Origin of the sequence: Streptomyces vulcanius (genome assembly GCF_042653945.1) — a bacterium.
In the GTDB taxonomy this organism is placed as follows: domain Bacteria; phylum Actinomycetota; class Actinomycetes; order Streptomycetales; family Streptomycetaceae; genus Streptomyces; species Streptomyces mangrovi.
On the sequence record NZ_JBHSFK010000005.1, the window covers coordinates 307962 to 327060 of the forward strand.

17 protein-coding genes and 1 pseudogene are annotated in these 19099 nt (G+C 72.6%); 11 read left to right on the plus strand and 7 right to left on the minus strand.

Going from position 1 to position 19099, the window contains the following annotated elements; translation table 11 throughout:
* Positions 1 to 59 precede the first annotated feature (59 nt).
* Together ACFPIH_RS10440 and ACFPIH_RS10445 are read left to right on the plus strand one after the other, a co-directional pair.
* Positions 60 to 1484 (plus strand): alpha/beta hydrolase, encoded by a 1425-nt coding sequence (locus tag ACFPIH_RS10440; RefSeq protein WP_381165208.1) that lies wholly within the window; start codon positions 60 to 62, stop codon positions 1482 to 1484.
* Between the two features lie 216 nt (positions 1485 to 1700).
* The gene (locus ACFPIH_RS10445; RefSeq protein ID WP_381165206.1) at positions 1701 to 2399 is read left to right on the plus strand and encodes a TetR/AcrR family transcriptional regulator; all 699 of its coding nucleotides are present in this window, start codon (positions 1701 to 1703) and stop codon (positions 2397 to 2399) included.
* 28 nt (positions 2400 to 2427) lie between these two features.
* On the opposite strand, the gene ACFPIH_RS10450 is transcribed toward ACFPIH_RS10445, so the two are convergent.
* On the minus strand, positions 2428 to 3135 hold the full coding sequence (locus ACFPIH_RS10450) for an SDR family NAD(P)-dependent oxidoreductase (RefSeq protein ID WP_381165203.1): 708 nt from the start codon (positions 3133 to 3135) through the stop codon (positions 2428 to 2430).
* Positions 3136 to 3285: 150 nt separating this feature from the next.
* Positions 3286 to 3864, minus strand: a complete 579-nt coding sequence (locus ACFPIH_RS10455) for a YceI family protein (RefSeq protein WP_381165201.1) — start codon at positions 3862 to 3864, stop codon at positions 3286 to 3288.
* Positions 3865 to 3965: 101 nt separating this feature from the next.
* Between ACFPIH_RS10455 and ACFPIH_RS10460 the strand changes: the two genes are divergently transcribed.
* Together ACFPIH_RS10460 and ACFPIH_RS10465 are read left to right on the plus strand one after the other, a co-directional pair.
* Positions 3966 to 4820, plus strand: a complete 855-nt coding sequence (locus ACFPIH_RS10460; RefSeq protein WP_381165198.1) for a helix-turn-helix domain-containing protein — start codon at positions 3966 to 3968, stop codon at positions 4818 to 4820.
* A 124-nt stretch (positions 4821 to 4944) separates the two neighbouring features.
* Positions 4945 to 7164 (plus strand): DEAD/DEAH box helicase, encoded by a 2220-nt coding sequence (locus ACFPIH_RS10465; RefSeq protein ID WP_381165195.1) that lies wholly within the window; start codon positions 4945 to 4947, stop codon positions 7162 to 7164.
* Here the strand turns inward: ACFPIH_RS10465 and ACFPIH_RS10470 are convergent.
* Both ACFPIH_RS10470 and ACFPIH_RS10475 read right to left on the minus strand, forming a co-directional pair.
* Positions 7125 to 7376, minus strand: a complete 252-nt coding sequence (locus ACFPIH_RS10470) for a hypothetical protein (protein WP_385876616.1) — start codon at positions 7374 to 7376, stop codon at positions 7125 to 7127. The two genes, ACFPIH_RS10465 and ACFPIH_RS10470, sit on opposite strands and share 40 nt — an antisense overlap.
* A complete protein-coding gene (locus ACFPIH_RS10475; protein ID WP_385876618.1) occupies positions 7334 to 7570 on the minus strand; it encodes a hypothetical protein in 237 nt (78 codons plus the stop codon). Before ACFPIH_RS10475 ends, ACFPIH_RS10470 begins: the two co-directional genes overlap by 43 nt.
* Before the next feature lie 110 nt (positions 7571 to 7680).
* Between ACFPIH_RS10475 and ACFPIH_RS10480 the strand changes: the two genes are divergently transcribed.
* The 6 genes and pseudogenes from ACFPIH_RS10480 to ACFPIH_RS10505 all read left to right on the plus strand — a co-directional run bounded on the left by ACFPIH_RS10480 (position 7681) and on the right by ACFPIH_RS10505 (position 14396).
* The gene (locus ACFPIH_RS10480) at positions 7681 to 8907 is read left to right on the plus strand and encodes a DUF4190 domain-containing protein (RefSeq protein ID WP_381165189.1); all 1227 of its coding nucleotides are present in this window, start codon (positions 7681 to 7683) and stop codon (positions 8905 to 8907) included.
* Between the two features lie 159 nt (positions 8908 to 9066).
* Complete coding sequence (locus tag ACFPIH_RS10485; protein ID WP_381165186.1) at positions 9067 to 9819, plus strand: GntR family transcriptional regulator; 753 nt, start codon at positions 9067 to 9069, stop codon at positions 9817 to 9819.
* Between the two features lie 389 nt (positions 9820 to 10208).
* On the plus strand, positions 10209 to 10412 hold the full coding sequence (locus tag ACFPIH_RS10490) for an SPOR domain-containing protein (RefSeq protein WP_381165183.1): 204 nt from the start codon (positions 10209 to 10211) through the stop codon (positions 10410 to 10412).
* 30 nt (positions 10413 to 10442) lie between these two features.
* Positions 10443 to 10894: pseudogene (locus ACFPIH_RS10495) on the plus strand ((deoxy)nucleoside triphosphate pyrophosphohydrolase).
* Positions 10895 to 11034: 140 nt separating this feature from the next.
* Positions 11035 to 11442: an ATP-binding protein gene (locus ACFPIH_RS10500; RefSeq protein WP_381165784.1), complete on the plus strand. Its 408-nt coding sequence runs from the start codon at positions 11035 to 11037 to the stop codon at positions 11440 to 11442.
* Between the two features lie 266 nt (positions 11443 to 11708).
* Positions 11709 to 14396, plus strand: a complete 2688-nt coding sequence (locus tag ACFPIH_RS10505; RefSeq protein WP_381165180.1) for a SpoIIE family protein phosphatase — start codon at positions 11709 to 11711, stop codon at positions 14394 to 14396.
* 7 nt (positions 14397 to 14403) lie between these two features.
* On the opposite strand, the gene ACFPIH_RS10510 is transcribed toward ACFPIH_RS10505, so the two are convergent.
* On the minus strand, positions 14404 to 15834 hold the full coding sequence (locus ACFPIH_RS10510) for a hypothetical protein (RefSeq protein WP_417801369.1): 1431 nt from the start codon (positions 15832 to 15834) through the stop codon (positions 14404 to 14406).
* Positions 15835 to 16124: 290 nt separating this feature from the next.
* Between ACFPIH_RS10510 and ACFPIH_RS10515 the strand changes: the two genes are divergently transcribed.
* Positions 16125 to 16448, plus strand: a complete 324-nt coding sequence (locus tag ACFPIH_RS10515; protein WP_381165174.1) for a hypothetical protein — start codon at positions 16125 to 16127, stop codon at positions 16446 to 16448.
* Here the strand turns inward: ACFPIH_RS10515 and ACFPIH_RS10520 are convergent.
* Positions 16429 to 17199 (minus strand): succinate dehydrogenase/fumarate reductase iron-sulfur subunit, encoded by a 771-nt coding sequence (locus ACFPIH_RS10520; protein ID WP_381165171.1) that lies wholly within the window; start codon positions 17197 to 17199, stop codon positions 16429 to 16431. The two genes, ACFPIH_RS10515 and ACFPIH_RS10520, sit on opposite strands and share 20 nt — an antisense overlap.
* A complete protein-coding gene (locus tag ACFPIH_RS10525; protein WP_381165168.1) occupies positions 17196 to 19082 on the minus strand; it encodes a fumarate reductase/succinate dehydrogenase flavoprotein subunit in 1887 nt (628 codons plus the stop codon). Before ACFPIH_RS10525 ends, ACFPIH_RS10520 begins: the two co-directional genes overlap by 4 nt.
* Positions 19083 to 19099 lie beyond the last annotated feature (17 nt).

Below are 19099 nucleotides of genomic sequence, written 5' to 3' on the forward strand. Positions count from 1 at the left end.
ACAGCGGACTGCACATCTGCTCAGGCCTTCGCCCCCCACTCGCCCGAGGAGCCGCCATCATGTCTGCCCCCATGCCTGCCAGCACCCGTCTCCGCGTTCCCCGCACCCGTCTGCGTATCGCTCTGGCCGCCCTGGTCACGCTGGCGTCCGTGGCCCTCACCACCGCCCCCTCGCCGGCCGCCCAGGCGGACACGGCGGTCAGCGGTCACCTGACCGGCACCCTCTCCGACGGCGCCACCTGGGTCGCGGACGTCCCCGAGCGCTGGAACGGCACCCTGCTGCTGTTCAGCCACGGCTTCGGCCCCCTCGTCGCCAGGAACGCCCCCACCGACGCCGTACGCACCGAGTTGCTCGCCCAGGGCTATGCGATGGCCGGGTCCTCGTACGACCCCAATGGCTCGATGTGGGCGCTGAACAGCGCCGAGCGCGACCAGTTCGCGACTCTCGACGCCGTCACCGCGAAGATCGGCACCCCACGGCGCACCCTGGCCATCGGCCAGTCCATGGGCGGCCTCGTCAACGCGCAGCTGGCCCGGGACGGCGGCGGGCGCATCGACGGCGCGCTCGGCCAGTGCGGCCTGGTCGCGGGCGGCACGGACCTGGACAACTACCAGCTGGACGCCGAGTACACGATCGCCCGCCTGCTGCTGCCCGGACAGGACGTGAAACTCGTGCGGTTCGGCACCTCCGCCGAAGCCTCCGCCACCGCCGGCCTGCTCACCAAGGCGGTCACCGCCGCCCAGGGGACCCCTCAGGGCCGCGCCCGGATCGCGCTGGCCGCCGCCTTCCTCAACCTGCCCGCCTGGGCGCCCGGAGAGGACCGGCCCGCCGCGACCGACTGGGCGGGGCAGGAGGAGCAGCAGTACGCGTGGTTCGCGCAGGGCATCCTGTCGTTCGTCGAGGGCGGCCGGTACGCCGTGGAGCAGTCCGTCGGCGGCAACAACTCATGGAACCGGGGCGTCGACTACGTCCGCCTGCTCGCCGGTTCGCAACACGCACCCCAGGTCCGCGCCCTCTACCGGGCAGCCGGTCTCGACCTGCGTGCCGACCTGCGCACGCTGACCGAGGGCGCCACGATCACCGCCGATCCCGCCGCCGTCCGCACCGCCCAACGGACGTCCTCCGCGGGCCAGGGACTCGAAGTGCCCCTGCTCGACGTCCACACCACCGCCGACAACCTGGTTCCGGTGGAGCAGGAGAGCCGCTTCGCCGCCCGGGTGCGCGCCGCCGGCGACGGCGCGCTGCTGCGGCAGGCGTTCGTCGAGCGACAGGGCCACTGCACGTTCACCACCGCGGAGACCGTGGCCGCCCTGCACGCGCTCGAACACCGCGTCGACACCGGCCGCTGGGACGACGCCGCCACCCCGGCCGCGCTCCAGCGGTCCGCCACCGCGCTCGGTCTGGACGGGGCGGCCTACGTCCCCTACCGCCCGGCACAGCTGACGGTCGGCCGCGACCGCCCGGCGTCCCCCACCCACCGCTGACATCCGGCCACGCTCGTGCCGGTTGCGGGATTCGCTCTGACCTCGGTCCCGCGCCGACCGTCGTGGTGCCGGCCGTGTCTGCGGCTGACGAGCGTCATCCGCTCCGGAACATCCCGTTCCGGAGCAGGATGGTCGCGGCAAGGGGGCAAGGGGGCGAGAGAGTCGGCGCCCGGTGGCGCAAATGGATAGGGCAATCCGGTTGCTAGAGTGGCCGGTATGACTCCTGGCGCCCTGCCCCCCGACGGCACCGCCGCCCAGCCGCTGCGCAGCGACGCCGAGCGCAACCGGGAGCGCATCATCGCCGCCGCGCGCAGGGTGTTCGCGCGCGACGGCCTGGTGGCCTCCATGGCCTCCGTGGCCCGCGAGGCGGGCGTGGGCATCGCCACCATCTTCCGCCGCTTCCCCACCAAGGAAGAGCTGGTCGCCGCCGTCTTCGCCGACCGTATGGACGCCTATGCCGACGCGGTCGCCGTCGCCCTGGACGACCCCGACCCCTGGCACGGTTTCGTCGGCTACATCGAGGCCGCCTGCGCGATGCAGGCCGCGGACCAGGGCTTCGCCGACGTACTGACCACGACCTTCCCCACCGCCAAGGCCATGGAAGAGCGCCGCAACGAGGCGTACGAGGGCATGGTGCGGCTCATCGACCGCGCCAAGGCCACCGGCCGTCTGCGGGAGGACTTCGACCCCTCGGACCTGGTCCTGATCCACATGGCCAACGCCGGTGTCGTCAACGCCACCGGCGACGCCGCGCCCGACGCCTGGCGACGTGTCGTCGCCCTGTTCGTCCAGTCCCTCGAGGCCCCCGCCCGCGGCCCCCTGCCTCCCTCGCCCGAGCATGACGCCCTCTACAGGGCGATGCTCCGCGCCGGCCCGGGGGACCTCACCGCGCCCACACCGGACAGGGCCGGCTGACCTTCGCCCTTCGCCCTCCAGTGCGGGGTCAGCCGCGGGGGACGCCGTCGTCGTCGAGCGTGAAGACGAGTTCGGCCTCGTCCCGCCTGGTGGTGTGCAACTCCCAGTACAGCGGGGTGATCTGTTCGGGCCGGGCCGCCTCGACGCCGGGGATGACGGAGACGCCGATCGACGAGTCGATGCCGACGTGGGCGGCCTGGACGCCGGTGCCGGCGTCGGCCAGCTCCTTGTGCAGGTTCATCGCCCAGTTGCGCAGCGCCGCGGCGGCGGCGTTGACGTTGGCGACCCGCGGGTCGGGCCGGATCGAGCCGGCGCCGGTGGTGTAGAGCAGGGTGCCCGCGCCGGTCTCGCGCATCGCGGGCAGGACCGCGTCGGTGGCGGCGATGGCCCCGTAGAGCTGGAAGTTCATCTCGAACTCCACATCGGCCGGCTCGGTGGCGGCCGGAGCGGTCAGCGTGGTGATGCCGAACGTCCCCACCGGGGAGTACTCCAGGACGTCGATCCCGCCGAACCTGTCGGCGGCCTCCTTGAGCGCGTGGGTGAGCCCGGCGCGGTCGAGCACGTTCGCGGGGAACGCGGCGGCGGTGATGCCCTCGGCGGCGAGCTTGCCGACGATTCCGTCGAGCTTCTCCCGGTTGCGGGAGATCAGGGCGACGTCGAAGCCCTGGGAGCCGAAGGTGCGGGCGATGGCCAGGCCCATCTGGGGGCCGGCTCCGACGATGGCGATGCTGGTCACAGCGATCCTTTCGTAAGCCTCGTCGAGGGAGGCGGAAATGCGGATAGCCCTATCCGATTGGTGATCTGGATAGGGCTATCCGGTTCACTGTGGCCACGGTAGCAGGAAAAACGGATAGGGCAATCCGCTTGTGCGCCGCTCGTTCCCCGATCAGGCGCCCTGGACCTGCGGTCCGACGAACTGCAGGTCCAGGTGAAGCTTGACGACGTCACTGAGAAGCCCGGCCCCGAAGTCCAGCCCGAAGTCGCTGCGCCGGATCTCACCCGTCGCCTCGAACCCGGCGTGCTTGCTCTGGTCCAGCGGGAAGTCCGCCACGCCGCCGAACTCGACGGCGAGCGTGACCGGGTGGGTCACGTCCCCGATGGTCAGGTCCCCCGCCATCGTCCAGTCCTCGCCCGCCCCGGACACCCGCGTCGAGCGGAACGTCATCGTCGGCCGCTTCTCCACGTCGAGCAGATCGGCCGAGCGGGTGTGCGCGTCGCGGTCGGAGTTCCCGGTGTCGATGGAGGCGAGAGCGATCTCGGCGGTCACCCGCACGTCGTCGAGGGTGTCGCCGACGTACAGCCCGGTCCTGAACTCGGCGAACCGGCCGCGCACCTTGGTGATCCCGAGGTGGCGGATGGTGAAGTTGACCGCCGAGTGAAGGGGGTCGAGTGCCCAGTCGCCGGGGGAGAGGGGCAGAGCGGCGACGGTCGTGAGAGGGGAACTGGCGGAGTTGTCGTAGGTCATGGCTCCATCGTGGGAGTTCTGTGGCGGTGGAGGGAGGCCGGGCGAAGGGTGGTAGTGGCAGGGGCATCCTCCGCGACGGCACGCGTTGTACGGTTCGAAAGGTGAACGACAACGAGTTGGGCACCTTCCTGCGCACCCGCCGTGAAGCCGTCACCCCCGCCGAGGTGGGCCTGCCCACGGGCTCCCGCCGCCGCACACCGGGGCTGCGCCGGGCCGAGCTGGCCACCCTCGCCGGCATCAGCATCGAGTACCTCACCCGGCTCGAACAGGGTCGTGACCGCAACCCCTCGGTCAAGGTCCTCGCGGCCATCGGTGACGCCCTTCACCTGCCGGCGGCGGACCGTCTCCTGATGCACCGGCTGGCCAAGGAACACGGTGCGGACAAGGCGCTGTGCCAGTTGGTCACCGCACCGCCGGTGCGCACGGTGCGGCCCACCCTCCGGGCGCTCCTCGACCGCCTGGAGCCCGCACCGGCCGTCCTGCTCACCTGGATGGGCGACATCGTGGCCTGCACACAGGGCTACGAGCGGTACGCCCGACCGCTCGGCCTGCTCGACGGTGACCCGCCCAACATGGTGCGGTACCTGTTCACCGACGCCCGGGCCCGCGCGGTGTACCCCGGATGGGACAGGCTGGCCGACGAACAGGTCGCCCATCTGCGCAACGAGACCTCGCTGCGCGACCCTCGGGTGGCCGCCCTGGCCGAGGAACTGACGGCGGCGGGGGCGCCGTTCCGCGACCGGCTCGCCGCTGTTCCGGTCACGCCGGCCCGGTCCGGGACCGACCTCGTGGACCACCCCGAGGCGGGCCGCCTGCGCCTGTCGTACGAGACGCTCGCGCTCCCGGACGAGGGGCAGCGCCTGGTGGTGCACATCCCGGCCGACGAAGCGACGGCCACCGCGCTCGACCGTCTCAACGGCCGCAGGCCGGGAGCGCTGCGGGCGGTGAGCGGCTGACCTTCGTGGCCGGGACGGCGTCTCGCCCACGCGGTCGTCGCCGCCGCGAGGGGCGCTGTCAGTGGCGGGTGGGAGCATGGGGTGTGGCGGGTGATCCGTGCGCCCGGTGCGTGAGGGGGGCGGTATGAACGAGGTCGGGCGGCGGGCCCGGGAGTTGTACGCGCAGGGGGAGCGCCTGCACGAGGCCGCCGGCGCCCTGTGCGCCGACCACGCGCGTGCCCTCGACGCGGTGCGGGCCGCTCACGCGCCGCTCAGGGACGCCCTGGTCGCCGAGGAACTCCGGACCATTCCGCTGGCCCGGCTGAAGGACGTCACCGAGGGGCGGTTGCGGCTCGGCGCGGTCGAGGCGGGCGGGTTCGGGTCGGTGGGGGCGGTGTACGAGGCGAGCCGGCACGCGCTCCGGCAGATCCCCGGTGTCGGCGCGCAGACCGCCGACCAGGCGCTCGCCGCGGCCCGGCAACTCGCCCGCGCGGTCGAGGAGACCGTGTCCGTCCGCATCGACGTCGAGCATCCCGAACCCCGCACCACCGCCCTGGTCACCGCCCTGTACCGGCTCGTCGAGGCGGGCCCCGAACTGCCGCGCGCCGTCGCCACGGCCGAGCGGTACGCGTCCCGACTGGCCGAGTTGCTGCCCGCGCTGCGCCCGGCGACCGGCCGGCTGCGGCTGGCGTTCGCCGGCAGCCGGCGCCGGGAGGCCGCCCGCGCGGCCGCGGTGGAACTGCGCGCGCTGACGGCCGAGGCGGCCGAGACGGAGGTGGCGCTGCGGCTGGCGCAGGCCACGGCCGACCTGCTGCGCGAACCCGCCTCCGAGATCGAGCCCTGGGTCGACTTCGAGGTGCGCTCCGCCGAGTACTACAGCTGGCTCGCGGAGATCTGCGCCGGACCGGCGGACGTGGCGGCGGCCGAGGGGTTCATGCCGTCGGAGGTCGCCGAGCGGGTACGGGCGCAGCCGCTGGACGACACCCACCGCCGGGTCTCCCTCCGCGGCTACCAGGCCTTCGGTGCCCGGTTCGCGCTCGCCCAGCGCCGGGTCGTGCTCGGTGACGAGATGGGGCTCGGCAAGACGGTCCAGGCGGTCGCCGTGCTCGCCCATCTCGCGGCCGAGGGGCACGCCCACTTCCTCGTGGTCTGCCCGGCCGGCGTGCTCATCAACTGGACCCGGGAGATCGGCGCCCGCAGCACACTGAGAGCGCTGCCGGTGCACGGCCCGGACCGGCAGGACGCGTACGCGGAGTGGCGCGAGCGCGGCGGGGTCGCCGTCACCACCTTCGACGTACTGCACACCCTGCCCGCACCGGACGGGCGTGGGGAGGCGCGGCCCGCCCCAGGGCTGCTCGTCGTCGACGAGGCGCACTACGTCAAGAATCCAGCCACCCGCCGTGCCCGCTCCGTCGCCGCCTGGACCGATGCCTGCGACCGCGTCCTCTTCCTCACCGGCACGCCGATGGAGAACCGTGTCGAGGAGTTCCGCACCCTTGTCCGCCACCTCCGCCCCGAACTGGTCCCGGAGATACGCGACAGCGACGCGGCGGCCGGACCGCAGGTGTTCCGCAAGGCCGTCGCCCCCGCCTACCTGCGCCGCAACCAGCGGGACGTCCTCACCGAGCTGCCCGCGCTGATCCAGGTCGACGAGTGGGAGGAGTTCAGCGCCGCCGACCGGGACGCCTACCGCGCGGCCGTCACCGAGGGGAACTTCATGGCGATGCGCCGGGCCGCGTACGCCGACCCCGAGAAGTCCGCCAAGCTCCAGCGGCTGCGCGAGCTGGTCACGGAGGCCGCGGCCAACGGCCTGAAAGTGGTGGTGTTCTCGTACTTCCGCAGCGTCCTGGAGACGGTCCGGCAGACCCTCGGCGAGGCCCTCGGCGACGGCCGGGGCCAGGTACTCGGGCCGATATCCGGATCCGTGTCCGCGGCCCGCCGTCAGCGTCTCGTCGACGACTTCACGGCCGCCGACGGACACGCGGTCCTGCTCTGCCAGATCGAGGCGGGCGGTGTCGGGCTCAACCTCCAGGCCGCCTCCGTGGTCGTCCTGTGCGAGCCGCAGGTGAAACCGACCCTGGAGCACCAGGCCGTGGCCCGTGCGCACCGTATGGGCCAGGTGCGCGCGGTCCAGGTGCACCGCCTGCTGGTCACCGACAGCGTGGACGAGCGTCTGCTGCGCATCCTGGCGAACAAGAACCGTCTGTTCGACGCCTACGCCCGCCGCAGCGACACCGCGGAGGCGACCCCGGACGCGGTCGACGTCTCCGACGACGGTCTCGCCCGCCGGATCGTGGAGGAGGAACAGCGCAGGCTGGCCGGGGATCAGTCCGTCACCACGGGCGGTTCGTCGTCCTCCTCGTAGGCGCAGCGCTCGGTGCGTTGCCGCGCCGGCTGCGCCACCCACCCCGCCGCCAGCACCAGCCGGCTGTGCCGGTGCAGGCCGAGGAAGCCGAAGGGGCGGTCGAAGCGGGCCGTGATCCTGGTGGTGAGCCAGCGCAGTTGCGGCATACCCCCGGCCATGCCGAACGCCGTCACCGCCGCCGCCCGGTCGGCGTTCCGACCCCGCCCGCCCACTTCTCCCGCCCCGCCGGCACCCCCACCGCGTCCGCCAGTTCCTGTCGGGCCGGGCCCGTGGCGCCGTCCGCCAGGAAGGCCAGCAGTGGCCAGACGCCCGTCGCCGAGAACACCGAGTTCGTGTCCGGCCCGATGTGCCCCGCCCAGCGTGCGGTCAGCGCGCGGACCGTCCCCGTTGTGAGCGCCTCCCCCACTCTCGGCTTCGCTCGAGCGGGGGCACCCCCATCGCCCCCGTTCGTCAGCCGCTTACGATGCGCAGACCATACGATCGTCACACCGCCCGAGCCAGGAGCACCCGGTACCTGTGTCCATACCTCCGCCCTCCGGGCCCCAGCAGCCCGAGGACCCGTACCGGCCTCCGCAGCCGTACCCGCAGAACCCGCAGGCGCAGCCCCCGTATCCGTCGTATCCCCAGGCTCCTTACCAGTTCTGGGGTCAGGGCTATGCCCCCTTCACGCCCCCCGCGCCCGTCAACGGGGTCGCCATCGCCGCGCTCGTGCTGGGGCTCCTCTGTTTCCTGCCGGCCGTGGGGCTGGTCCTGGGGATCATCGCGCTGGTGCAGATCAGGAAGCGGGGCGAGCGGGGCAAGGCGATGGCGATCGCCGGGGCGGTCGTGTCGTCGCTGGGGCTCGCGCTGTGGGCGGTGTCGCTGTCCACGAACGTCGCCTCCGAGGTGTGGGCGGGCGCCAAGGAGGGCGCGAGCGGCAACACCAGCCTCTCGCTGGCCAAGGGCGACTGCTTCGACGTACCGGGCAAGACCTTCGACGAGGACGTCTACGACGTCGACAAGGTGCCCTGCTCCGGCGTGCACGACGGCGAGGTGTTCGGTTCGATCTCGCTGTCCGGTGACGACTACCCGGGCGACGACTACGTCTCCGACAAGGCCGAGGGCCAGTGCCGGCCGCTCCAGGACACCTACGCGATGGACTCCTGGGCGCTGACCGACGAGGTCGACGTCTACTTCCTCACGCCGACCGAGGACAGCTGGACCTGGGGCGACCGCGAGATCACCTGTGTCTTCGCGAACACCGACGAGAGCGGCACCCTGACCGGCTCGCTGCGCGCGGACGCGTCGAACCTCGACGCCGACCAACTGGCCTTCCTCGACGCGGTGAACACCGTCGACGAGATCCTCTACGAGGAGCCCGAGGAATACGCCGACGAGGACCTGTCGGCCAATCAGACCTGGGCCGGCGAGGTCGCGGACGTGACCGACGCCCAGGCGAAGGCGCTGAGCGCGCGCACCTGGCCCGCCGAGGCGCGGGGGCCGGTCGCCGACCTGGTGAAGGAGATGCGGGACGCGGGCAAGGAGTGGGCGTCCGCGGCGACATCGCCGTCCGCGGACGAGTTCTTCGACCACTACGACAAGGCCTACGGCTACGTCGACGGAGACACCACCGTCACCGCGCGCGAGGCTCTGGGTCTGGCCACCACGCCGCCTTCGTACGACGATGAGTCCGGCGGCGAGAGCGGCGGGAGCGATGGCGGCAACGGGAGCGGCGGGAGCTCTGGCGGGGGACTCGATGTGTGAATTCAGGTGTGATCACGCCCATAGCGGGGAGAAAGCGCCTGCGTAAAGCGTTTCCCAGGCAGTTGTCATCACATCGAGTGATTGTCTGGCCTTTGCTTGCATGGTGGAACCCACGGTTGCCAGGCTGTTGCTGTCTGTAGAACCTGATGGGAGCGGCCAGTGACTTTCGGTGAGCAGCCGGCGTACCTGCGTGTCGCGGGCGATCTCCGCAAGAAGATCGTCGACGGCTCGCTGCCACCTCACGCCCGCCTCCCGTCCCAGGCGAGGATCCGTGAGGAGTACGGCGTCTCCGACACGGTCGCCCTGGAAGCGCGCAAGGTGCTGATGGCCGAGGGGCTGGTCGAGGGCCGCTCCGGTTCGGGGACGTATGTGCGGGAGCGGCCGGTGCCGCGCCGGATCGCCCGCTCCGGCTACCGGCCCGCGAACGGTGCCACACCGTTCCGGCAGGAGCAGGCGGAGGTGCAGGCGCGGGGGACCTGGGAGTCCAGCAGCCGGCAGAGCGAGGCGAGCGGGGCCGTCGCGGAGCGGCTCGGCATCAAGGCCGGGGACCGGGTGATGTGCACCAAGTACGTGTTCCGGGACGGCGGCGAGGCGATGATGCTCTCCACCTCCTGGGAGCCGCTCGCCCTCACCGGCCGTACGCCCGTCATGCTGCCCGAGGAGGGGCCGCTGGGCGGCATGGGCGTCGTCGAGCGGATGCGCGCGATCGACGTCATCGTCGACAACGTGACGGAGGAGGTCGGCGCCCGCCCCGGCCTCGCCGAGGAACTGCTCGCCCTGGGCGGGGTTCCCGGGCATGTCGTCCTGGTCGTGCAGCGCACGTACTACGCCTCGGGCCGGGCGGTCGAGACGGCCGACGTGGTCATCCCCGCAGACCGCTACCGAGTCGCCTACCACCTGCCGGTGCGCTGACCCGGCCGACCCGCTCGCCCCGTGCGTGGGCCGCCCCTCGGCGCCCACTGCACGCCGCTCGTGAAAGGAGGCGCACGCCCTCTTGGTGGTTGCCTTGGGTGTCCGGTTTCGGGGGGCCTGTGAGCGGGATGCCGGGATCCGGTCGTTTCCGGCCGTTCTCGCAGGTCGCCGCATATGTGCCCGACCCCCCGCCCAGCGGACTTCGCAGCAGCGCGCGCACGGCGCGTTCGGTCCCGTGCGCCCCCCGCGTCTTGGCTGGTTGCGTACCTCTTTGTGCAAAGCCGTGTTCGGTGCGTAAAGGTAAGGCGTACGCTCGGGCATATGCGGATTGCGGTTTCCTTAGCGAGCGGGGCCCGGAGCGTGCCGCGCCGGGGAAGCGGAGGGGTGCGATGAACGAGGGCACCGCCTCTCTGCCCTGGCTCGTCATACGGCAGGACGACAACGGCAATCGCTACCGCGTGGGCCGGTACGCCACCCGTGCGGAGGCCCAGAAGATCGCCGACAGCCTCGACGAGCGCGGCCACAAGCAGCTCTACTGGGTCGAACGCATCGGCCAGGCCTCGGCGCAGAACGGAGACGGCACCCGGAACTGACCCGTCCCCGGTTCCCGTAGGCTCCGCCGCATGACGGAACCGACGCAGCCGGCGGCGCAGAAGGCGGAACGCATCCTGGTGGTCGGGGCCGCCCTGCTCGACGGCGCCCGTCTGCTCGCCGCGCGCCGCAGTACGCCCCCCGATCTCGCCGGCCGCTGGGAGTTGCCCGGCGGCAAGGTGGAGCCGGGTGAGCGCCCCGAGGCGGCACTCGTGCGCGAACTGCGCGAGGAACTGGGCGTCGAGGCCGAGGTCGTTGAGCGCGTGCCCGGCGAGTGGCCCCTGAGGCCGCCCTACGTCCTCCAGGTGTGGACCGCCCGCCTGCGCCCCGGTTCCGCGCCCCGGCCCCCCTGGAGGCCCACGACGAGCTCCGCTGGCTCGGTCCGGACGCCGTCTGGGACGTGCCGTGGCTCGACCAGGACGTCCCCGCCGTACGCGAGACGCTCGCACGCCTGGGCGCGGGAAGCATTCGCGAAGTGCGCTGACCCCGGCGGGTCGCCTCCTGCGCCGTTCGTGCCACAGTGCGCCCTCCTGCGGGTGCCCGTGCGGTACCGGCTGTTGGATATCGGGTATGTGCCCATTAACCCCATGAATTCGGACATGGGTGTACTCGCTGGCCCGGGAAGTGATCGGCGTGATCGACACCGAAGGCGACTGCGCCGAATGGACCTTCCCCGCGGACCCCGGCGCGGTGCGCACCGCCCGCCGTGTCGTCCGCAGCCAGTTGCGCGGCTGGGGCCTCGACAGTTTGGGGGATGTGACCGCGCTGCTGGTCAGTGAGCTGGTGACCAACGCGATGCGGCACGCCACCGGTCCCGTCGGACTGCGCATGGTGCGCCCCGCGGGCCTGGCGGGCGTCCTGTTGGTCGAGGTCTCCGACCCGCTGCCGGACCCGCCCCGCGAGCGGGACCCCCGGCCGGACGACGAGAGCGGCCGGGGACTGCAGTTGGTGGCGTCGTCCTCCCGCCGCTGGGGCACCCGACCGGGCGACGGCGGGAAGACGGTCTGGTTCGAACTGACGGTGCCGGGGTGACGAAGTGAGGGCGTGCGAGGGGTGTACGGCGGGGGCATTCGTGTCACCCGTCGGGTTCCGGACACCGACCGGTCCCGGACGGGGTGATTCGAGGGCGTGTCCGCTGGTTAGAAGACTGGGAGTGTTGTCGCGGAACGGTCCGAAACACGCCTGGACCGTGCTGTGATCGTGAACACCGTGTCGTGCGGCGCCGTAGTGCTGGATACTGCGGGCAGCCGCTGCCGGTGACCGGTGCCGGACGCGGTGAGCTGGAGGGGACGGTTCGCGTGAGCGAGATACCAGCGAGGGCCTCGGAGTCCGAGGACCCGTCGGACGGCGCGAGGGGCGGGTCCGCGGGTGCGTACTCCGCGGATACCTCGGCCGTCAGGGCCGCCACCGCCGCCGGGTTCGGCGGTCTCATGGACGGCGCGGACGGAGCGGAGGGCGAGGCGGCGTTCGGTGACACCTTGTGGCAGAGCAGTCCGCCCGGCTCGATCTACGACTACATAAGAGTCGCGTCGTTCTCGATCGGCCCCGACGGCCTGGTCGACCAGTGGAGTCTGCGCGCCGAGCAGATCTTCGGCATCCCCGCCGACCGGGCCGTCGGCATGGACCCCATCGAGGCGTTCATCGACCCGGATCTGCGCGAGCGCGGCCAGCGCAAGATGGCCGAGATCCTGGACGGCCGTGAGTGGACCGGAGTGGTGCCCTTCCGGCTGCCCGACCCGGTGCCGGGCGGCGGACGCGGCGAGCAGGGACTCGCCGAGGTGTACGTCATGCCGACGCGCAGCATCGACGGCGAGAAGGCCGCCGTGTGCATCGTCGTCGACGTCCGCACGCTGCGCAGCATCGAGACCGACCTCGCCGCCTCACAGGCGATATTCGGCCAATCCCCGTTCGGCTTCCTGCTGATCGACCCCGACCTGCGGGTCCGCCGCGCCAACGAGCGGTTCTCGTCCGTCTTCGGCGGCACCCCGGACGACCACCGCGGCCGGGGGGTGTACGACTACCTGTCCCGGCCCGAGGCCGAGCGGGTCAGCGCCATCATGCGCCGGGTCCTGCGAACCGGCGACTCCATCACGGACATGCACGTCACCGGGTTCGTGCCCGGCTCCGACGAACGCCGGCACTGGTCCATCAACCTCTACCGCGTGCAGAGCGGCAGCGGCCGTCCCATCGGCATCGCCTGGCTCGGCACCGACATCACCGCCCGCCGTGCCGCCGCCCGTGAGGCCGCCGCCGCCCGGCGCAATCTCGCCCTCCTGAACGAGGCGGGCGCCCGGATCGGCAACTCCCTCGACCTGGAGACGACCGCGCGCGAACTCCTCGACGTAGTCGTGCCCGGCTTCTGCGACCTGGCCACCGTCGACCTCTACCAGGGGCTCCTGGCCGGCGACGAGACCCCGCCGGGACTCGCCGACGGCAGCGCGGAACTCCGCAGGGTCGCCTTCTCCTCCGCCGTCTCCGACGAGCCCTTCGCGGGCACCGGAGAGCCCGTCGCGGTCGGCGCGGTCCACCACTTCCCGTTCAACTCGCCCTGCGCGGACGCCCTGCGCACCGCCCGCCCGCAGCACATCCCCGGCGAGGAGGGCGGCCTGGTGCAGTCCACCCTCGCCATCCCGATGGTCGCCCACGACACCGTCGTAGGACTCGCGCAGTTCTCGCGGACCAAGGGCAGCGAGCCGTTCGGGGACCGGGACCGGGATCTGGCCGTGGAACTGGCCGCGCGGGCCGCCGTCTGTATCGACAACGCGCGGCTGTACCGGCGGGAGCACGAGCGGGCGTTGATACTGCAACGGTCACTGCTGCCGCCCGGCGACCCGGTCGCCTCCGGACTGGACATCGCCTGCCGCTATCTGCCCGGCAACGTGTCCTCCGGCCGCCCCAGCGAGGTCGGCGGCGACTGGTTCGACGTCATCGAACTGCCCGGGCACCGTACCGCGTTGGTGGTGGGGGATGTGATGGGCCGCGGTCTGCGCGCGGCCGTCGCCATGGGTGAACTCCGTACGGCCGTACGGACCCTGGCCCTGCTCGACCTCGAACCGGCCGAAGTCCTCTCCGCGCTGGACGAGATCGCGCGCGGACTCGGCACCCCCGGCGGCGTCCAGCAGGCCACCCGCGCCGCCCGCCGCCCCCGCGAGGCAGACCTGTCCGAGGTGTACCTCGCGACCTGCGTGTACGCGGTCTACGACTCCGTCACCCGACGGATCACCTTCGCGAACGCGGGCCATCTCCCGCCGGTCCTCGTCGAACCGGGCGAGCCCGCGCTGATGCTCGACGTGCCGCCGGGCATGCCGCTCGGCGTCGGCGGAGAGCCCTTCGAGGAGGTGGAGGTCGACCTCCCCGAGGGCGCGCTGCTCGCGCTCTACACGGACGGCCTGGTCGAGTCCCGCGACCACCCCCTCGACGAGGGCCTCCAGGCGTTCGTCGGCGCGCTGACGGACCCCGCCGCCCCGCTCGAGGACGTCTGCGACCACGTCCTCAACACCCTCGACACACACCACGGCGAGGACGACATCGCCCTGCTGATGGCACGTGTACAGGGCCTGCCCGTCGACTCCGTCGGCGACTGGACGCTGCCGCGCGAACCGCGCAGCGTGGGCCGGGCCCGGGAGTACGCGCGTGGCCGGCTGCTGTCCTGGGGTCTGGAACCCCTGGTCGACACCACGGAGTTGCTGGTCAGCGAGCTGGTGACGAACGCGCTGCGGTACGGCGAGGGCGAGATCAGACTGCGTCTGCTCCTGGACCAGACCCTGGTGTGCGAGGTCTGGGACGCGGGCCTGGTCCAGCCGCGCCGCCGCAGGGCACGCGACACCGACGAGGGCGGGCGCGGTCTGCAACTCGTCGGGCTGCTCAGCGCGGCCTGGGGCTCCCGGCGCACCCCGCGCGGCAAGACGGTGTGGTTCGAACTGCCGCTGCCGGACGGGGACACCCAGCTGGCCGACCCGGCGGAAGCGTTGCTGAGCCTGTTCTGACACCTGGTCAGACCTGTCGGAATCCGGGCGGGTGCCCGTGCTCGGGATCGTCCGCGGGGACGATCCCGCCGAGTACGGCGCCACCGGTGCCTGCCGTCTCCCCGGCGCCCGGGGCCGGGTTGCCGTGCGCGCGGACGTCCAGCTCGGCGAGTTCCAGGGCCTCCAGGGCGCGGGCGTCGGCGGCCGGCCGGTCGGCGGGGCCGCCGGTCGTGAGGAGCCGCCGGGCCTCCGCGAGCCGGGTGCGGGCCGTGACGCCCACGGCGCCCCGGTGTGTGCCGACGAAGTCGTCGGCCGTCTCGACGGCCTCCCGGGCGACGGTCAGCGCGGCGGCGGACAGCACCCCGGACCGCCCCGAGGCGAGCGGCACGACCGCCCGCACGATCCGGCGCAGGACGCCGAGCGGATCGTACGGCTGCCCGGAGGCCAGTTCCTGCCGCACGGAGGCGAGGACGGAGTCGGCGTTGAGGAGCCGGGGGTGCCGCTCGCCCTCCTTCGGCGGGTGCGCGCGCGGTTCCGCCAGTTCCGCCTCCGCGCCGGTGAGCGCCGCCGGTACGGTCCCCTCGGCGTCCCGCAGCGCGGCGGCGAGCCGGTCCACGCCCCCGAGGAAGACGCCCGCCTGGCCGACGGCCCCCTGCGCGGCCCGCAGATCCCGGACCGCCTGCTCCGGCTCACCCGAATCGGCCGCCTGGCGGGCCCGGTTGAGCCGGAAGGTGGCGAACAGCAGCCGGTCCTTGGCCTGTTCGACGTTGCCGGTGACGGCGGAGGTCGCGGTCGGCGCGTACCGCAGGGTGAGGTCTGCGAGCAGGGCCTGTGCCGCGCCGGTGCGTCCCGCGAGCTCCCGGAACCTGGCCTCGGCGAAGGGCAGCGCGGGTTCGGGGGAGCCGAGTCGCCCGGGACCGTCGAGCCGTCGCCCGGCCTCCTCGCACCGGCCGACGATCCCGGCGAGCGTGTGCCGGCGGGCCGCCTCCTCCGCCGGTACGCCCTCGTCGTACCGCTGCCGCATCCGGAACGCCACCGTCAGCTCGCCCTCGGCCTCCCGCAGCGCCCGCCCGAACGGGCCGACGGCCTCCGGCCCGAGGAGTTCCCCGGCGAACCCGAGCTCGGCCCGCGCCGCCCGCACCCGGTCGTCGGCCCGCACGAGCGACGCGCAGGCGACGGCGTCGAGATCGGCGGGGTGCGGCGGGGCGGCCGACAGCGTGGCGGAGGGGATGGCCGACGGGGCGGCCGGCGGGGTGCCGATGCCTCCGGGTGTGGTCCGGTCACGGGCGCGGCGGACCCGGCGCAGATACCCGTACCCGGCGACCGCGCCCACCGCGCCGACCGCCACCAGCGGGAGTACGAGATCGGTGGCGGACGTCTCCTCGTCGGGGGCCACGGCGGCGCTCGCGGCGGGCCGGGACCCCTGGGCCGCGACCGGCGTGCCGTTCCCCGCCGTCATCCCCGGCAGTACCAGCCACACCACCCCGGCCGCGCCGCCCAGCACGGCATGCGCCACCCGCAGGGACAGGTGCGACCTGGCACGCCGCGGCCGGCCTCGGGGCAGGGATGACGTCACATTTCGGAGCGTATGGCCGCGAAAGCGGCGACGCGAGCGGGATACGCCCGAGACGGGGGCGGGCCCGCCCCGGCACCGGACGCCGACCGACTGGACGGCGACCTCCCAAACTCTGGTCCGATGCGGGCCATCGCTGAGTCAAATCTCTTGTGGGTGCTGCGGAGCCTGGGAGCATGAGCGCCATGCGCTGGGCTCTGACGGGTATTGCCGTGGTCTCTCTGACCCTGTTGGCGTGGGGCGGTCTCGCGGCCGTGACGACGGGCTGGGTGCCCCGGCGCGCCCGTGCCCTGATCCTGCGGCCGAAACTGTGGGGGACGGGCGGCCTGCTGAGCGCCGTCGGCCTGGGGGCCTTCCTGTTCCTCGGCCCACTGAGCAATATGCGGCACTATTACCTCGCGCTCGCCGGCATGGGCGTGAACCTCGTGGGCGCCGTCCTCCAGTCCCAGGCCCGGCGCCCCGGCCGCGTGCCGCACCCGCCTACGACGACCGCCGTCTGATCTTCGACCCCAGCCACACCAGCGGGTCGTACTTGCGGTCGACGGCCCTCTCCTTCAGGGGGATCAGCGCGTTGTCCGTGATCTTGATGCCCTCGGGGCAGACCTCCGTGCAGCACTTGGTGATGTTGCAGTAGCCGAGACCGTGTTCGTCCTGGGCCGTGCGCCCCCGGTCCAGGCCGGACTCCTCGGCCGCGTCCAGCGGATGCATGTCCAGTTCGGCGACGCGCATGAGGAAACGCGGGCCGGCGAACGCCGTCTTGTTCTCCTCGTGGTCGCGCACGACATGGCAGGTGTCCTGGCACAGGAAGCACTCGATGCACTTGCGGAACTCCTGCGGACGGTCCACGTCCTCCTGGAACATCCGGTACTCGCCGGGCCCGACCCCCGCCGGCGGCACGAACGCCGGGACCTCCCGCGCCTTGCGGTAGTTGAAGCCGACGTCCGTCACCAGGTCCCGGATCACCGGGAAGGCGCGCAGCGGGGTGACCGTGATGGTCTCGTCGCGGGTGAACACCGACATACGGGTCATGCACAGCAGCCGGGGGCGCCCGTTGATCTCCGCCGAGCACGAACCGCACTTGCCCGCCTTGCAGTTCCAGCGGACGGCGAGATCGGGGGCCTGCGTGGCCTGGAGGCGGTGGATGATGTCCAGCACCACCTCGCCGTCGTTGACCTCGACCGCGAAGTCCTCCAGACCGCCGCCGTCCACATCGCCCCGCCACACCTTGAAGCGGGCTTCGTAGCTGCTCACTCGTACAGCTCCTCTTCGGCGAGGTACTTGACCAGCTCCTCCTTCTCGAAGAGGGCGAGCAGGTCCGGGCGGATGGGGTCGGTGGTCTCCCGTACGAGGTCGATCGCGCCCCCGTCGACGGAATCCGCGAGGCGGCACAGCAGGTTGACGTTGCGCCACACCCGTTCCATCGTCGGGTGGTCCTCGCGGGTGTGGCCGCCGCGCGACTCGGTGCGTTCCAGCGCCGCCCGGGCCACGCACTCGCTGACCAGCAGCATGTTCCGCAGGTCGAGGGCGAGGTGCCAGCCCGGGTTGAACTGGCGGTGGCCCTCCACACCGGCCCGCTCGGCGCGTACCCGCAGGTTCGCGAGCCGCTCCAGGGCCTGCTCCATCTCGCCCTCGCGGCGGATGATGCCGACCAGGTCGTTCATGGCCTGCTGGAGTTCCTGGTGGAGGGTGTACGGGTTCTCCGCCGCGTCGGCCGAGAAGGGCCGTAGCGCCTCGGCCTCCGCCGCCTGGATCGCGGCCTCGTCGACAGGCGGCCGGGCGCCCGCACCCGCCGCGTACTGCGCCGCGTGCAGGCCCGCCCTGCGGCCGAACACCAGCAGGTCGGAGAGGGAGTTCCCGCCGAGCCGGTTGGAGCCGTGCATGCCGCCGGCCACCTCACCGGCCGCGAACAGTCCCGGCACGCCACGCGCGGCGGCGGTGTCGGACTCGACCGCGATGCCGCCCATCACGTAGTGACAGGTCGGCCCGACCTCCATCGCCTCCGCCGTGATGTCGACGTCGGCCAGCTCCTTGAACTGGTGGTACATGGACGGCAGCCGGCGTTTGATCCGCTCGGCGGGCATCCGCGTCGACACGTCCAGGAAGACCCCGCCGTGCGGGGAGCCCCGGCCCGCCTTGACCTCGGAGTTGATGGCGCGGGCGACCTCGTCGCGGGGGAGCAGTTCCGGTGGTCGCCGGTTGTGGTCCGGGTCCTCGTACCAGCGGTCGCCCTCCTCCTCCGACTCGGCGTACTTCTCCTTGAAGACGTCGGGGACGTAGTCGAACATGAAGCGTTTTCCGTCGGAGTTCCTGAGCACCCCGCCGTCGCCGCGGACCGACTCCGTGACGAGGATGCCCTTCACCGACGGCGGCCAGACCATGCCCGTCGGGTGGAACTGCACGAACTCCATGTTCAGCAGCGGCGCTCCGGCGAGCAGGGCCAGCGCGTGGCCGTCGCCCGTGTACTCCCAGGAGTTCGACGTCACCTTGAAGGACTTGCCGATGCCGCCGGTCGCGACGACCACGGCCGGGGCTTCGAGGACGAAGAAACGGCCGGTCTCACGGTCGTACGCGAAGACGCCACTCACGCGCGAGCCGTCTTTGAGGATGCGGGTGACCGTGCACTCCTGGAAGACCTTCAGCCGGGACTCGTAGTCCCCGGTCTCCCTGAGGTCCTCCTGCTGGAGTGCGACGATCTTCTGCTGGAGGGTGCGGATCAGCTCCAGGCCGGTGCGGTCACCGACGTGCGCGAGGCGCGGGTACTCGTGGCCGCCGAAGTTGCGCTGGGAGATCCGGCCGTCCTTCGTACGGTCGAAGAGGGCGCCCCAGGTCTCCAGTTCCCACACCCGGTCCGGGGCCTCCTGGGCGTGCAGCTCCGCCATCCGCCACTGGTTGAGGAACTTGCCGCCGCGCATGGTGTCGCGGAAGTGGACCTGCCAGTTGTCGTGCTCGTTGGCGTTGGCCATCGCCGCCGCGATGCCGCCCTCGGCCATCACCGTGTGCGCCTTGCCGAACAGCGACTTGCAGATCACGGCCGTACGGGCGCCGCGCTCACGGGCCTCGACGGCGGCGCGCAGGCCGGCGCCTCCCGCGCCGACCACGACGACGTCCCACTCCTGCCGGTCGACCACGGACATCAGAACGCCCCACTCAT

Bases quoted from the DNA above. Each gene is read 5' to 3' on its own strand.
- ACFPIH_RS10440 (WP_381165208.1), top strand. From the start codon at position 60: ATGTCTGCCCCCATGCCTGCCAGCACCCGTCTCCGCGTTCCCCGCACC.
- ACFPIH_RS10445 (WP_381165206.1), top strand. From the start codon at position 1,701: ATGACTCCTGGCGCCCTGCCCCCCGACGGCACCGCCGCCCAGCCGCTG.
- ACFPIH_RS10515 (WP_381165174.1), top strand. From the start codon at position 16,125: ATGAGCGCCATGCGCTGGGCTCTGACGGGTATTGCCGTGGTCTCTCTG.
- ACFPIH_RS10525 (WP_381165168.1), bottom strand. From the start codon at position 19,082: ATGTCCGTGGTCGACCGGCAGGAGTGGGACGTCGTCGTGGTCGGCGCG.
- ACFPIH_RS10465 (WP_381165195.1), top strand. From the start codon at position 4,945: ATGAACGAGGTCGGGCGGCGGGCCCGGGAGTTGTACGCGCAGGGGGAG.
- ACFPIH_RS10455 (WP_381165201.1), bottom strand. From the start codon at position 3,864: ATGACCTACGACAACTCCGCCAGTTCCCCTCTCACGACCGTCGCCGCT.
- ACFPIH_RS10490 (WP_381165183.1), top strand. From the start codon at position 10,209: ATGAACGAGGGCACCGCCTCTCTGCCCTGGCTCGTCATACGGCAGGAC.
- ACFPIH_RS10510 (WP_417801369.1), bottom strand. From the start codon at position 15,834: ATGACGGCGGGGAACGGCACGCCGGTCGCGGCCCAGGGGTCCCGGCCC.